This is a genomic window from Actinomadura logoneensis, from assembly GCF_003428695.1.
GTDB classification, from domain to species: Bacteria; Actinomycetota; Actinomycetes; order Streptosporangiales; family Streptosporangiaceae; genus Spirillospora; species Spirillospora logoneensis.
Genome location: NZ_QURH01000326.1, coordinates 21,436 through 34,579 on the forward strand (window position 1 = coordinate 21,436; position 13,144 = coordinate 34,579).

Annotated in this window: 11 protein-coding genes and 2 pseudogenes; 9 read left to right on the forward strand and 4 right to left on the reverse strand. The window is 68.5% G+C overall.

All coding sequences use genetic code 11. The annotated features are described in order from the left end of the window. The first annotated feature begins 344 nt into the window (after nucleotides 1-344). Entirely contained in the window at nucleotides 345-1,049 is a 705-nt protein-coding gene (locus DZF91_RS20780) for a creatininase family protein (protein ID WP_117359120.1), read from the forward strand. Between the two features lie 113 nt (nucleotides 1,050-1,162). On the opposite strand, the gene DZF91_RS20785 is transcribed toward DZF91_RS20780, so the two are convergent. Further along, the gene (locus DZF91_RS20785; RefSeq protein WP_235834443.1) at nucleotides 1,163-1,822 is read right to left on the reverse strand and encodes an HAD family hydrolase; all 660 of its coding nucleotides are present in this window, start codon (nucleotides 1,820-1,822) and stop codon (nucleotides 1,163-1,165) included. A gap of 1,332 nt (nucleotides 1,823-3,154) precedes the next feature. On the opposite strand from DZF91_RS20785, the pseudogene DZF91_RS20790 reads away from it, so the two are divergent. After that, nucleotides 3,155-4,055: pseudogene (locus tag DZF91_RS20790) on the forward strand (transposase). 475 nt (nucleotides 4,056-4,530) lie between these two features. Here DZF91_RS20790 and DZF91_RS43195 read toward each other — a convergent pair. Continuing rightward, nucleotides 4,531-5,756 (reverse strand): annotated as a pseudogene (locus tag DZF91_RS43195) (serine hydrolase domain-containing protein). Between the two features lie 83 nt (nucleotides 5,757-5,839). Between DZF91_RS43195 and DZF91_RS20805 the strand changes: the two are divergent. Then, nucleotides 5,840-6,283 (forward strand): hypothetical protein, encoded by a 444-nt coding sequence (locus DZF91_RS20805; RefSeq protein ID WP_117359124.1) that lies wholly within the window; start codon nucleotides 5,840-5,842, stop codon nucleotides 6,281-6,283. Between the two features lie 484 nt (nucleotides 6,284-6,767). Then, nucleotides 6,768-7,121, forward strand: coding sequence for a hypothetical protein (locus tag DZF91_RS20810; RefSeq protein WP_117359125.1), 354 nt, complete (start codon nucleotides 6,768-6,770; stop codon nucleotides 7,119-7,121). Here DZF91_RS20810 and DZF91_RS20815 read toward each other — a convergent pair. Beyond that, nucleotides 7,106-9,103 (reverse strand): heavy metal translocating P-type ATPase, encoded by a 1,998-nt coding sequence (locus tag DZF91_RS20815; RefSeq protein ID WP_117359126.1) that lies wholly within the window; start codon nucleotides 9,101-9,103, stop codon nucleotides 7,106-7,108. The genes DZF91_RS20810 and DZF91_RS20815 overlap by 16 nt on opposite strands. Nucleotides 9,104-9,202: 99 nt before the next feature. Here DZF91_RS20815 and DZF91_RS20820 point away from each other — a divergent pair, with 99 nt between their 5' ends. The 5 genes from DZF91_RS20820 to DZF91_RS20840 all read left to right on the forward strand — a co-directional run bounded on the left by DZF91_RS20820 (nucleotide 9,203) and on the right by DZF91_RS20840 (nucleotide 12,258). After that, complete coding sequence (locus DZF91_RS20820; RefSeq protein WP_117359127.1) at nucleotides 9,203-9,595, forward strand: ArsR/SmtB family transcription factor; 393 nt, start codon at nucleotides 9,203-9,205, stop codon at nucleotides 9,593-9,595. A 31-nt stretch (nucleotides 9,596-9,626) separates the two neighbouring features. Next, the gene (locus DZF91_RS20825; RefSeq protein WP_117359128.1) at nucleotides 9,627-10,298 is read left to right on the forward strand and encodes a YdcF family protein; all 672 of its coding nucleotides are present in this window, start codon (nucleotides 9,627-9,629) and stop codon (nucleotides 10,296-10,298) included. A gap of 320 nt (nucleotides 10,299-10,618) precedes the next feature. Beyond that, nucleotides 10,619-10,801, forward strand: a complete 183-nt coding sequence (locus DZF91_RS20830; RefSeq protein ID WP_117359129.1) for a DUF1737 domain-containing protein — start codon at nucleotides 10,619-10,621, stop codon at nucleotides 10,799-10,801. A 63-nt stretch (nucleotides 10,802-10,864) separates the two neighbouring features. Next, a complete protein-coding gene (locus DZF91_RS20835) occupies nucleotides 10,865-11,602 on the forward strand; it encodes a methyltransferase domain-containing protein (RefSeq protein WP_117359134.1) in 738 nt (245 codons plus the stop codon). A gap of 254 nt (nucleotides 11,603-11,856) precedes the next feature. After that, complete coding sequence (locus tag DZF91_RS20840) at nucleotides 11,857-12,258, forward strand: ATP-binding protein (protein ID WP_117359130.1); 402 nt, start codon at nucleotides 11,857-11,859, stop codon at nucleotides 12,256-12,258. A 104-nt stretch (nucleotides 12,259-12,362) separates the two neighbouring features. On the opposite strand, the gene DZF91_RS39930 is transcribed toward DZF91_RS20840, so the two are convergent. Beyond that, nucleotides 12,363-13,144: choice-of-anchor P family protein (locus DZF91_RS39930; protein WP_117359131.1), on the reverse strand; the 782-nt coding region annotated here is incomplete at its 5' end.

A 13,144-nucleotide genomic window follows, 5' to 3' on the forward strand; every position in this document is an offset into this window, starting at 1 on the left:
GCTCTCCGGCCTACGTCGAGTCGGAGGTCGGCGCGTCCTGGATCGCTCTCGGGGAGCTCGGCCAGGCCCTACCCGCCTTCGAGGAAAGCCGACCCCAGCTCAGGAACCACCCAGATCCGGGATACCGCGCTCTGCCTTGCTCGACTGGCCACCGCCTACTGCCAGGCTGACGAACTTGAGGGTGTGCAGTGGTCGAAGAAGCACTGGCACTCGTCCAGTCCCTCGGCTCGGCCCGTCACCGGATCGGAGGCTGGTCACGCGATCCACGCGTGGGCAGACTTGCTGAGATTGGACCTTGCGCTGGAGGCGTTCCCGGGACCGCCAAGACGACCCGAGGGGTTCATGTGAGACACCTGTTGCCCACGGCCACGACCACCGACGAACGCGCGCTGGACGCCAGCGTCGCGATCCTTCCGGTCGGCAGCTTTGAGCAACACGGTTCCTTTCTGCCTCTGGTCACAGACACCGTGGTCGCCTGTGCCATCTCCCGCGAGATCGCTAACGCCTACCCCGTCCGCCTGCTGCCGCCCATCACGATCTCCTGCTCCCAAGAACACAGTGCATGGCCCGGAACGGCCAGCATCTCCGCTCGGACCCTCTACTCGGTGATCAGTGACGTCTACGACTCGGTGACGCGCTCCGGGCCGTCCGCGCTCGTCCTCATCAACGGCCACGGTGGCAACTACGTCCTCGGCAACGTCGTCCAGGAGGCGAATGCCGAGGGACGCCGGATGGCGCTGTTCCCCCAGCCCGCAGACTGGGAGGAGGCCCGCGAGGCCGGACACCTGGCCACGACCAACCACGAGGACATGCACGCCGGAGAGATCGAGACCTCGATCCTGCTGCACGTCAGCCCCGAACTCGTCCGCGACGGCTACCAGACCGCCGACCACCTGGCCGACGACCGCCGCCACCTCCACACCACCGGCATGCAGCCGTACACCGAGACCGGCGTCATCGGCCGACCGTCCCTCGGAACGGCTGAGAAGGGCAAGGCGGCCTTGGACAGCTTCGTTCGCAACTTCGCCGCCGTCCTCGACCTGTTCTGAGCGGGCGAGATATTCGACGATCGACCCTGGCTCCCGGTGTGCCAGCTCAGCCGAGAGCAAGTAAGCCCTGATCAACGCCGAGGGGCAGATTGTCAGGGGAGGAGACGGGCAGATCAGCTCGTTGCGGCGTTGAATTCAGCGATCCGGCCCGGAAGCTCTGCCAGCGAATCGATCCGCATCGTCGGAACGCTGTCGGCTTCCGGGTCGTCCTGCTGAATGATCCCCCACGGCCCCCGCCGGATCAGCGCCGTCAGCAACCCGACCTCAACAGCCGGACGAACATCGTTGTCCAGCCGGTCACCCACATACAAGATCTCGTTGGCCTCACAAGGCGCAGCGTCCACCACGCACTGGAAGAACCCGGTGTCAGGCTTGGACACACCCCAGTCGTCCGACGTGGCGATCATGTCCGACGGCAGATCCAACGACCGCAGGATGCCCCCGGCCCGCACCGTCTGGTTCCCAGCGATCCCCACCCACAGCCCGTCATCCCGCAGCTTCGCCAACGATGGCCGCACATCCAGGTAGAGATCCGCCTCACCGAACGTCTCTGGCTTCCCGGCATCGGCCCGCTTCTGCCGTTCCTCGGTCAGATCGAAGCCCGGCGCGAACATCTGGAACGTCTCCCGGTAGTCCAGCCCGCTAGCGATGACAGCCCCGAACATCGCCGAGAACGTGTGACGCGGCACCCCCAGCCAGTCAGCCCACGTCCCATACTCGGTCGTCTCGTTCACCAGGCACTCACCGACATCAAACACCACAGCGCGGATCACCCGCCCTAGCCTACGGTTGCGGACCCGGGCTCTTTTGGCTGGGGTTAGGCGGACACCACCGGGCGGAGGCATCGCGTCCGCCGATCTTTTTAGACAGGTGACCGCCTTAGCTTTTTGCGTAACAGGAGAGGTTTCCGTTGGGTTCCCTGCGTCCCTGTGCATCACGCCTGCCGGTCTGGGCTATACATGCCACCGTGAGATCTATCGGCATGACACACTGCCATACCTTTCCGACATTTTTGAAGTCGATGGTCGCGCCCCCTCTGTGAGTGGTCTGGCAATACTCCTTCATTTGTCCAATCCCGCCTTTTGAGGCTCCCGAGGGAGCATAGCATTGGCCGCTGGTCGGACTATCGCTCGTGTATTTGAAATGATCCCCCGAATCGCCGTACTGCCAGTCGCATGCCTTATTGAGGTTCACCACGGAATAACACTGGTCGGAGGTGTTCGTCTCAAAGCCGAGAGTGCGGCAGTAGCCGGCCAGGTCCAAGCCTCCGAGCTGGAATGACCGAGCATTGGGGTCTCGGGTCGCTGTACGGCGTGGGGAACGAGGGTCGGGGCTTGACGGATCGTGGTCATCTACCAGCACTTTTGCGGTGACCGCAACCGCGATTACGGCAGCCGCGGCCACGACTACCAGCAGAAATGTCTTGAATCGCGCGGCGTCCTTATATACTTTATCGATCTCCTTTATGGTTTGGGTGTATGTTCTGGGATCCGTGAGGCTTTCCCATTTCACCATTCCGAATCACCGGCCTCGGCCTGACCGCTCCTCGGTGCACTGTTGGCACATTAGCCCCTTGGGGGGTTTTGTCTTCTCCAGGACAGTAGACACCGGTTTCTGTACGTTTGAAAGAGCCTGTCCGAAGGATGAGCCATTACGGCGTGTCCGGATTGGGCCTGTTGTGGCCTTGGTGTACGCGGCAGGAGAACCCCCACGTCCGACGTTGTGCAGAGATGAGGACGTGTCCGCGCCTCGCCAGCGCATCCGCCTTGCGGTACCACTCGCCGAGCTCAGGGCAGGGCTCCCCAAAGCTCGCCTGAGCGTGTGAGCATGTAGCGGGCGTCATCCTGCGGCTGGCTGGCCGGCTGTGGTCTCTGGCTGAGGCTGTAGGCGGGCCTGATATTTATGCAGCCTCATGCGGTTTGTGGTCGCGGAGTGCCCCCCGGAGGTGCACGGACCGATGCTGACGTGTGTGGCCACCGGGTGGACTCAACGCGGCGGAGTTGCGAGACCTTCTCCGCGCAGCCGTCAGAGCTCACGGCCTAGATCGTTGATGGGGGTTTGCTGAACCGGCGGCGGGCATGGCGAAGGGCGCCCATGATCGGTGTGTGAAGACAAACCTGGACGCCCTTCTGACCGCACTCTATGTCCATCTGGACGACCATGTGCTGCCTTCGTCTGCTCGGCGCCGCCGCCGCGGGCCGCAGCGGGTTGCTCAACGAGGCCGAGCTGGTGTGTGTCGCCGTGGCGCAGGTCCTGCTCGGGTGCGATTCCGAGCGCCGGTGGCTGCGGACCGCGCCGGGCAGGATCGGGCACCTGTTCCCCAGGCTGCCCGGCCAGTCGCAGTACAACCGGCACCTGCGCGATGCCGCACCCGCCCTGTTCGCCGCCGCGATGTGGCTGGTCCGCGGGGCCCCGTCCTGGCACGAACGGCTGCGGTTGATGGACGGCACCCCGGTGCGCTGCGGCGCCTCGCGCACCACCGTGGACCGCTCGGCCCTGGGCCAGATCGCCGGCTACGGCATGGACAAGTCCCACCACGCCTTCTACTGGGGCGCCAAGCTGATGCTGGTCACCACCACCGAGGGCGCGGTGTGCGCCTTCAGCCTGGCCCACCCCAAGGAACTGGACGAACGCAAACAGGCGATCCACCTGCTGCACGTCCAGCCGCCCGCACCCGGACCGTGCCCGATCGTGTGCGACAAGGGATTCGCCGGCGCCGGCGTGGAGAAGGCAGCCGCCGATCTGGGCCACCCGCTGATCCGACCCGTCCGCCAGGACGAGCCCGACCCGCAGACCCCGGTCTTCCCCGCCTGGCTGCGCCAACGCATCGAAGCGGTGATCTGGACACTGAAGAACCAGCTCGGCCTCGAGCGCCATGCCGCCCGCACCACCGAAGGACTATGGACACGCCTGTGCCAGCGCATCTGCGCCCTCAACGCCGCGATCTGGCACAACTGGCTGATCAACGCCTCGGTCAAACGATCACTGATCGCCTACGACCACTGATCACACGCTCCCCAAAACCCCCATCAACGATCTAGGGGGCACGGATGGCGTCTCGTCCTTGGCGGTGCGTAGGTTTTGGGACGAGCCAAAAGCTGAGAACTCTCTGCTCAGCCATTAGAGCGGCCCGCTTGCGGGTGGCGTCAGGTGGGTCAGGCGAGTGAGTTCCATAGGCTAGCCTCGCTTCAGAGTGAATGGCCGTCGCGGTGGAAATCTCAGCGGGTACTAGCTGCCGAATTTGGCTGTTTGAGATCAAGGGGCGGCGGCGCTCGCGCCGTTGGCGCGGCCCGCCGTCGGCGCGGCCGGAGTGTGCGGCGTGGGCGCTGGTCACCGGCCCCGCGCGCCCGGCCGCGCATCGGCGATGCCCGCGCCCACCGTTCGGCGAACGGTCGCCGCCAAGTCGGACCACCGCCTATTCGTCGAGCAATCCCATGTCGTCGTTGGGGTGCGTCGCTGCCTCGGTTGATGGGTGGCGTGGTTACTTTGCGGGGCAGAACAGGGACTTGAGGGCGTTGGTGATGCGGGACGGGACGGTGGCGCGCTCTGCGTTGTCCATGGCCAGGGTCAAGGACACGGCGAACTGCAGGCGGCCGTCGGACGAGGTGAGGGTCGCGGCGGTGAAGCCGGGGGCGCTGCCTCCGCCCCCGGCGGCGAATTCGGGATTGCCGTAACACGGGCCGCCCGCGGGCGGCGGATCCGTGATCACTCTGGTCAGGGACGCCGGCAGCAGCCGGCCCTGGCGGAAGGCGCGCTGGAAGGCGCTCATCTCGCGCGCGGTGGAGATCACGCCGCCGGCGCCGAGCATGGTGGTGGCGTTGACCTTGTCGGCGTCGCGTGTCGTGCCCGTCTCGTCCGGGGCGTAGCCGTGACCGTGCGGACCTTTGATGCCCTCGGTCGCCTTCGTGGGCAGGTACGTGTGGCGCATGCCGAGTGGAGCGAAGAGCCTCCGGTGGAGTTCCGCCGCCAGGGACCGTCCGGACAGCTCCTCGACGATCATCCCGGGCAGGATGTAGTTGATGTCGGAGTAGTTGAAGGTCCCGATCTCGGCGGGCCGGGGTGCTTGCGCGAGGCGGCCAGCAGGTCGGTCGGACGGTAGTCGCGCGTGAGGTCAGAGGCGTCCGGGCCGATGTAGTCGGGGATGCCCGAGGTCAGCTGGATCAGGTTGCGGACGGTGATCTCGTCGGCCCGTTCCACCAGGTCCTTGTCCGCCACCTCCGGCAGGACCTTGCTGAGTTTGTCGTCCAGGCTCAACCTGCCTTCATTGACCAGTTGCAGGACCACAGTGGCGGTCATGGTCTTGGTCTGCGAGCCGATCCGGTAGCGGGTGGTCGACGGGATCGCGCCGCCCTTGCCGTCGAGCAGGCGAGACCCGGCCGATCCCTTTCCGACGAGCCTGCCGTCCACATACACCGCACCGATGGCGCCCACCACGTGGCCCGTTTTCACCAGGTCTTCCATCGCTTTCTGTACATCTCCGACCTTGACGGGACGGCGGTTGCGGACGCGGTGGTGGGCGGGACCGTGCTCAAGACCAGCGCCGCGCATGCTGCGCCGGTATGCATCGCTCGACGTCGAAACATGGAGTCTCCCTCGTCGGATCCGAATACTCGGTGTCGAGCCACAAGTTCTAACGAGAGCGGCGTTTCTTGGGCGTAACCAGTGCATGGCCAGGTCAGAGCCTCGGGGCGGACTTCGGTCGGGCATTGCTGAGTTCGGCCGTTTGAGATCCTGGGCGGCGGAGGGTCTGGCGGCGCCGCCTTGGTTGCAGCGCGCACCAGTGGAGGGTCATGCGAGTCGAGGACGCACAGCCGCAATTGCTCGCGTGCCTGCTGGAGGAAGGGCAGGAGCCGCGGCGACTCGAACCACGGGTGGCCTGGCGAGCATTCGGCCGCTTCATGCGTCACGCGGTTCAGGCCGAGGAGGACGCCCTGCTGTACGAGTACGGCACCTTCTCTTTCCGCGGACCACGACGCTTCACTCTGAGCTTCTGCCGTCAGTTCGACGTCGAAGAGGGCGGCGAACCGGCTCTCATCCAACTGCGCTGCGAGATCGAATACGAGCCGACGCCTGCGCTTGAAGCCCTGGGTGCGCACAACCAATGGTGGTCAGGTGCGGAGGGTGAGCCGTCGCTCGCCGCGATTCTGGACGAGATTGAACGCAGGTCTGAATGGGAGGTCATCGGCGGGCATCGGCCGGTGTGCAGCTCGGTGTATCAGGAGCGTCCTTGCTGATCCTGGCCCCGATGGCTCGGTCCACGCTAGTACCGCTAATTGCTGCGCCCAGTCGTCCTGGCTGTCGCTGTCGTCCCGGGGAGGAGAGCGGCGTATAGGTTGGTGTTGGATCTCGGGACGGGGTGTCGTTGTCGTCGGAACTCGCTGAGCGTCTTGGGTTGTTCGAGCCGCTGCTCGATGGCTTGGCGGCGGTGTTCTGCCCGGGGGCAAGCTGGCCGGACGAGACGTCCCGTGAGCTCCGCTTGGACGCCTATGAGCGCTGCGAGGCCAAGCGATTCCGGATCGGTAAGGGCTGCGCGAACGAGCTGGACGCTGTGCGACAGCACGTGGACGAGATCATGCACGCCATCGTCCATGACCACTGTCCCAGCGGGAACCGCCAGCTGATCGAACCGCTCGTGCGCGGTGTCGGCGCGCGGCAGGTGATGGAGCGCATTCTCGACTACCTCGAAACCGGCTCGGCACCGAGCGGCGGGGAGCGGCGATGGCCTGGTACTGGGCAGTGCCGTCCGCGCAGTACGCGTCGATGGAAGAGCTCCGTGCCGACCGGGAGAACCAGCGGCGGAGCGAGGGCGCGATACGGGTCTCCCTCAATTCGAGGGTGCCCACTCCGGCGCAGAGCAACGCGGAAGCCGTGGCCCTACGCCGTGATCTCGGACCCCGCTTCCGGATCGGTTGTCTGAGAGCGTTCGTTGCCTCCGACGACCCAGAGGATCGCCTCTATCTCTCCTATCAGTTCTCGCTCGACCCTTCGGATTACCCGCCTGAGTTGCAGGCCGAAGTGGAGATGGCCGGACGGATCGCGGCAGCCGATCCCGAGCACTACCGGCACGGCTGATCGTCGGTCGGAGTGCTGCTTGCCTCGGGGTGGGGCCAGGCGGAGGTGGTGAGGAGGCGGAGGCCGTTGAGGGCGACGAGGACGGTTGAGCCTTCGTGGCCGGCGACGCCGAGTGGTAGGGGCAGGTGGCCGAGCAGGTCCCAGACGACCAGGACGGTGATGAAGGCGGCGGCGATGACCAGGTTCTGGGTGACCAGTCGCCGGGCCCGGCGGGAGAGGGCGATGGCGGCGGGGACGGTGGTCAGTTCGTCGCGGACGATGACGGCGTCGGCGGTCTCCAGGGCCAGGTCGGATCCGGCGCGGCCCATGGCGATGCCGGTGTGCGCGGCGGCCAGGGCGGGGGCGTCGTTGACGCCGTCGCCGACCACCAGCACCCGGTGTCCGGCGGTCTCCAGCTCCTTGATCGCGGCCACCTTGTCCTGGGGAAGGAGGTCCGCGCGCACGTCGGTGATGCCGACCTCGCCGGCGAGCCGGTGAGCGGCGCGGGGGTTGTCTCCGGTGACCAGGATCGGTGTGGTTCCGGTCAGGCTCGTCAAGGCCGAGACGGTGGCGGCGGCGTCGGGGCGCACCCGGTCGGCGATGCCCAGCACGCCCACGGTGGTTCCGTCGACGCGGACGACGACCGCCGTGCGGCCCTGGGACTCCGACTGTTCGACCAGGTCGGCGACCGGACACCCGTCGGACGGGCTCGTCGGCAGTCGTTCGGGACTGCCGACCTCGACGAGGCGACCGTCCACAGTGGCGGACACGCCGGTGCCGGGAGTGGACGCGAAGTCGGCCACGCTGGGGAAGGCCAGGCCACGGTCGCGGGCGGCGTCGGTGATGGCGCGGGCCAGCGGGTGTTCGCTCGGGTGCTCGGCCGCCGCCGCGAGCCGCAGCACTTCGTCTTCGGACAGCCCGGCGGCCGGGAGAGGACGGACGTCGGTCACCTGGGGAGCGCCTTCGGTCAGGGTGCCGGTCTTGTCCAGGGCCACCCGATCGATCTGCCCGAGGCGTTCCATCACGACGGCGGACTTGATCAGCACCCCGTGCCGTCCGGCGTTGGCGATCGCGGACAGCAGCGGGGGCATCGTCGCCAGGACCACCGCGCACGGTGAGGCGACGATCATGAAGGTCATCGCGCGCAGCAGTGAGCCGGTCAGGTCGGCGCCGAAGGCCAGGGGCACGGCGAAGACCGCCAACGTCGCCGCGACCATTCCGATCGAGTAGCGCTGCTCGACCTTCTCGATGAACAGCTGGGTCGGCGCCTTGGTCCGCGACGCCTCCTCGACCATCGCCACGATCCGCGAGATCACCGAATCGGACGGGTCGCGCTCGACCGTGACCCGCAGCGCGCCGGTCCCGTTGAGGGTGCCGGCGAACACCTCGTCTCCGGTCCGCTTGACCACCGGCAGCGGTTCGCCGGTGATGGTGGCCTGGTCGACCTCGCTCGCGCCGTCGATCACGCGTCCGTCGGCGCCGATCCGCTCACCCGGCCTGACCACCACGGTGTCCCCGACGATCAGCCGGTCGGCCGGCACGGTCTCCTCGGTGCCGTCGCCCGCCAGGCGGGTCGCGGTGGCAGGGGCCAGGTCCAGCAGGCCCCGTACCGAGTCGGCGGTCCGGGCGGTGGCGACCGCTTCCAGGGCGCCCGAGGTCGCGAAGATGACGATCAGCAGCGCGCCGTCCAGCACCTGGCCGATCGCCGCGGCGCCGAGTGCGGCGACGACCATGAGCAGGTCCACGTCCAGGGTCTTGTCCGCGAGTGCCTTGAGGCCGGCCCAGCCCGGCTCCCACCCGCCGGTGGCGTAGGTGAGGGCGAACAGCGTTCCCCACGTCCACGCCGGAGCGTCGGCCAGGTAGAGCGGCAGCGCCATGACGAACAGGATCAGCGCGGAGGCCGCCCAGCGCGCCTCGGCCAGCGCGAACACCTTCGTGCGGCGACGGGGCTCCGGGGCGGCCGAGGTGCCCGGTGGGGCCGGACGGGCAAGGGCGGAGGTCATCGGCGGCCTTTCGGTCAGGCGGGACGGTGGAGCCCGCCCACCGTAGCAGGAACACATGAACATAGATTCATGCGTGCCGGGAATGAGTACGATGCGGGCATGGGCCACGGAGCCGCACCACCCGCCGACGACGTGCCGCGCACCCCGCTGACCGCGGCCGGCGCGGCGCACGTGGCCAACACCCTGCAGGCGCTGGCCACCCCGTCCCGGCTGCTGATCCTCTCCCGGCTGCGTGAGGGCCCGCTGCCGGCCACCGAGCTGGCGGCGGAGGTCGGCATGGAGCAGTCCGCGTGCTCCCACCAACTGCGGCTCCTGCGGAACCTCGGGCTCGTCGTCGGCACCCGGCAAGGCCGCCACGTGGTGTACGCCCTGTACGACAACCACGTCGCCGCGCTGCTCGACCAGGCGCTTTATCACGTGGAGCACCTGCGTCTGGGGCTCAGCGACACCGCCACCGAGGCCTCCGCGGCAACGTCCTCGGAAGCCGGTTGACCTCACCGACCCTTGCGGCGAGGAGGCGGTGATGGACGTGGCCTTGCCCAGTGTTCTTCGCAAGGACGTCGAAACTCTCTGGGCCTATAACGACATGGGGCACACGGTCAGGCCATGTGATGTCGGGGTTGGACTGGGGAGCCATGACCTCGGCGTGGCCACCTACACGGCGGAGCTGTACCACCGAGGCATGTTTCCGCTTGTCGTGTTCACGGGTGCCAACGCGCCTACGACGGTCGAGCGGTTCCCACGGGGGGAGGCCGTTCACTATCGCGAGTACGCCATCGAACTCGGTGTGCCGGACGAGGTAATCCTTGTTGAGCCCGAGGCCAGAAACACCGGGCAGAACATCAAATTCACCCGGAAGCTTCTCGCGGACGTCGGCGCCAAGGCTCGGTCGGCCGTCCTCATCTCGCGGCCCTACCAACAGCGACGGATCTACGCGACGGCGAAGAAGTTGTGGCCGGAGCTGGATGTCGTGTGCGCGTCCAAGCCGCTTGGTCTTGACGACTACATCCAAAGCATCGGTGACGTGAAGCGTGTGGTCGACATGCTCGTGGGTGACACCCAGCGGGTCATGGTCTATCCCGAGCGCGGATTCGCGGTTTCCCAGGAGGTTCCCGCCGAGGTGGACGCCGCCTATCGACGGCTGGTGGACGCGGGCTACACGAGCAGGCTGATCTCGGCGAGGAACCAGGGGTAAGGCGTGGGCGTCCCAGGGGGGGAGCGTTGCGACGACTGTTCTGCCGCTGGCCGGTGTGGTCCCTCGGATCCGCCGGGACGTTGATCGGGCAGTACCTCCCGACGCGGGTGGAGGCGCGGAAGACCCGGTTCGAGCAGGTACGCGCTGGCTCTCGACGCGTTGGTCCGCGGACGGGCCGCTGAGGGGACGTCCAGCAAGCGGGAACTTCGGCACGCGTTCATGGAGGCCGCGCGTCAGGAAGTCGGCATGGAGACCGAGCCGCTGAGGAGAGGGCTCCCCCAGGATCGGCCGTGAGGACCGGACGTTCGTAGGATCGCGGCATGGGTGAAGATCAGGAACTGCCGCGGTACCGGGTGCTGACCGGGCCGGACGACGCCTCGTTCTGCTGGCGGGTCAGTGAGGCGCTCGACCTGGGATACGAGCTGCACGGGTCGCCGTCGGTGACGTTCAACGGCGACCGGGTCATCGTGGCCCAGGCGCTGATCCGGCGACAGGACGTCTGACCGCCGCCGTTGCGGACGGCGCGGCGAAGGGGGTGACGGACGGTGCGGGACTTCGAGGAGCTGATGGCCGAGGCCTCGGCGGTCTCCGTGGACGGGTGGGACTTCTCCTGGCTGGACGGACGCGCCACCGAGGAGCGGCCGTCCTGGGGGTACGCGCGGTCGATGGCGTCGCGGCTGGCGGCCGTCCGGTCGGCGCTGGACGTCCAGACCGGCGGCGGTGAGGTGCTCGCCGAGGCCCGGACGCTGCCGCCGACCATGGCGGCGACCGAGTCGTGGCCCCCGAACGCGGCCACGGCGACGCGCCTGCTCGGGCCGCGCGGGGTCGTGGTCGTCGCGACGCCGGACGAGCCGCCGCTGCCGTTCGCGGACGAGGCGTTCGAGCTGGTCACGTGCAGGCATCCGGCGACGGTGTGGTGGGACGAGATCGCGCGGGTGCTCGAACCGGGCGGGACGTACTTCGCCCAGCACGTCGGACCGGCGAGCGTGTTCGAGCTGGTCGAGTACTTCCTCGGGCCGCAGCCGGAGGCGCGGCGCGCGCGGGATCCCGAAGCGGAGGGCGCCGCGGCGCGGGCCGCCGGCCTGGAGGTCGTGGACCTGCGGACCGAGCGGCTGCGGATCGAGTTCTTCGACGTCGGCGCGGTGATCTACTTCCTGCGCAAGGTGATCTGGATGGTGCCGGGCTTCAGCGTCGAGGCGTACCGGGGGCGGCTCCGCGAGCTGGACGGGCTGATCCGCCGGGACGGCCCGTTCGTCGCGCATTCGACGCGGACCTTGATCGAGGCGCGCAAGCCCGGCGCCTGACCGGTGGCCGCGGGTAGCGGGGCGTTGTCGCCTCCGGAAGTAGGAGCAAGGTGTCACCGAAACGTCGCGGCCCCGTTACTCAGTGCCGTTATTGCACGTGAGCGCACGCGTCCGGATAGCGGCGAAGACGGCCGTTCAGGATGGCGCGGTCAGCGCTCACATTGGGTACGGGCGCGGTCACATTGCCGGTACCGGGCGTTTCCCGTGGTGCGTGCCGGGAATTCTGCACCCATCGAGGGAACGGAGGCGGGGCCATGGAGGTCGTCATCGAAATGACCTTGTCGAGGGACGCGGAAAGCGCGCCCATCGCACGGCAGACGCTGGACGCCTCGCTCCGCGGGCTGGGAGTCGACTCGGAGGTGCGGGCCGACATCGCCCTCGCGCTCGGCGAGGCGTGCGCGAACGTCATCCAGCACGCCGTGTCCAGCACCGCCTACGAGATACGCGCCCAGCTCGACCAGGGGCGCTGCGTCGTGGACGTGATCGACGGGGGCGGTGGCGACGCGCCGAACAGCTGGGCCGGGACGCACGATCCCGTGCACGCCGAGCACGGCCGCGGGCTGACGCTGATGCACGCCTTCACCGACGACCTGGAGATCAGCGGACGCGCCGACAAGGAGGGCTCGGTCGTCCATTTCGAGAAGTCATTCGGTTGACCGTCCGGAACCGGATAAGAGCGCGGCGCGCGGTCGCCGCATTCGCCGATGAATGAGAAGGGCCCCGCCTCCCGGTCAGGGAGACGGGGCCTTTTCTCGTGAAATCAGCCGGTGACGGCGAGTTCGTGGCGGACCGGGTTCGGACGCGGCGCCTCACCCACTCCGGCGGCGGACGGGGCCTTCCCCGACGAGCCGGCCTTTCCGCCGGACGGCGCCTTTGCGCCCGGAACGGCGTTCCCGCCGGACGGCGCGTTGGCGCCCCCCGGAGCGTTCGCGCCCCCGGGAGCGTTCGCGCCGGACGGGGCCTTCCCGCCCGGCGCGCCCTGCCGCGCACCGGACGCGCAGGTCACCGACGAGACGCGCATGACCTCCTGACCCATGTGGGCCAGCGGCGCGGTCAGCTCCATCGCGGTGACGCGGGTGCCGTTCGGCGTCCGCTCCTGCTTGTTGAGGACGAGCGCGACCCTGCCGACCTTCGGCAGGTCCACCGGGATGGTGGTGTTCGGCGCGGGCGCGACCGGCAGCTGCTTGTCGCCGATCCTGGCCCCGAGCAGGTTGGACGCGCCCGTCCCGCCGGAGCAGTGGGCGCGGACGGCGTCGGCGGCGAGCTGCATCCCGGGGACGCGCAGCTTGGCGACCCTGGCCTGGGACCGTCCGGGGGCCGCCGCGACGTCCAGCCCGGCGGCCCGCAGGAACTTGGTGCGCTGCTCGTCGAGCATCGCGGCACGCCGCGTCCCGGACGTGGACGCGACGGCGGGCTTGGGGGAGAGCGGGACCGGGCCGGTCAGGGCCAGGCCGAAGGCGCTGCCCTCGGCGCCGGCCGCGCCGGCCGCGCCGCTCTGGCCGCCGTTCGCGTCCGCGCCGTGCGCGGCGAACGCCGGGGTGG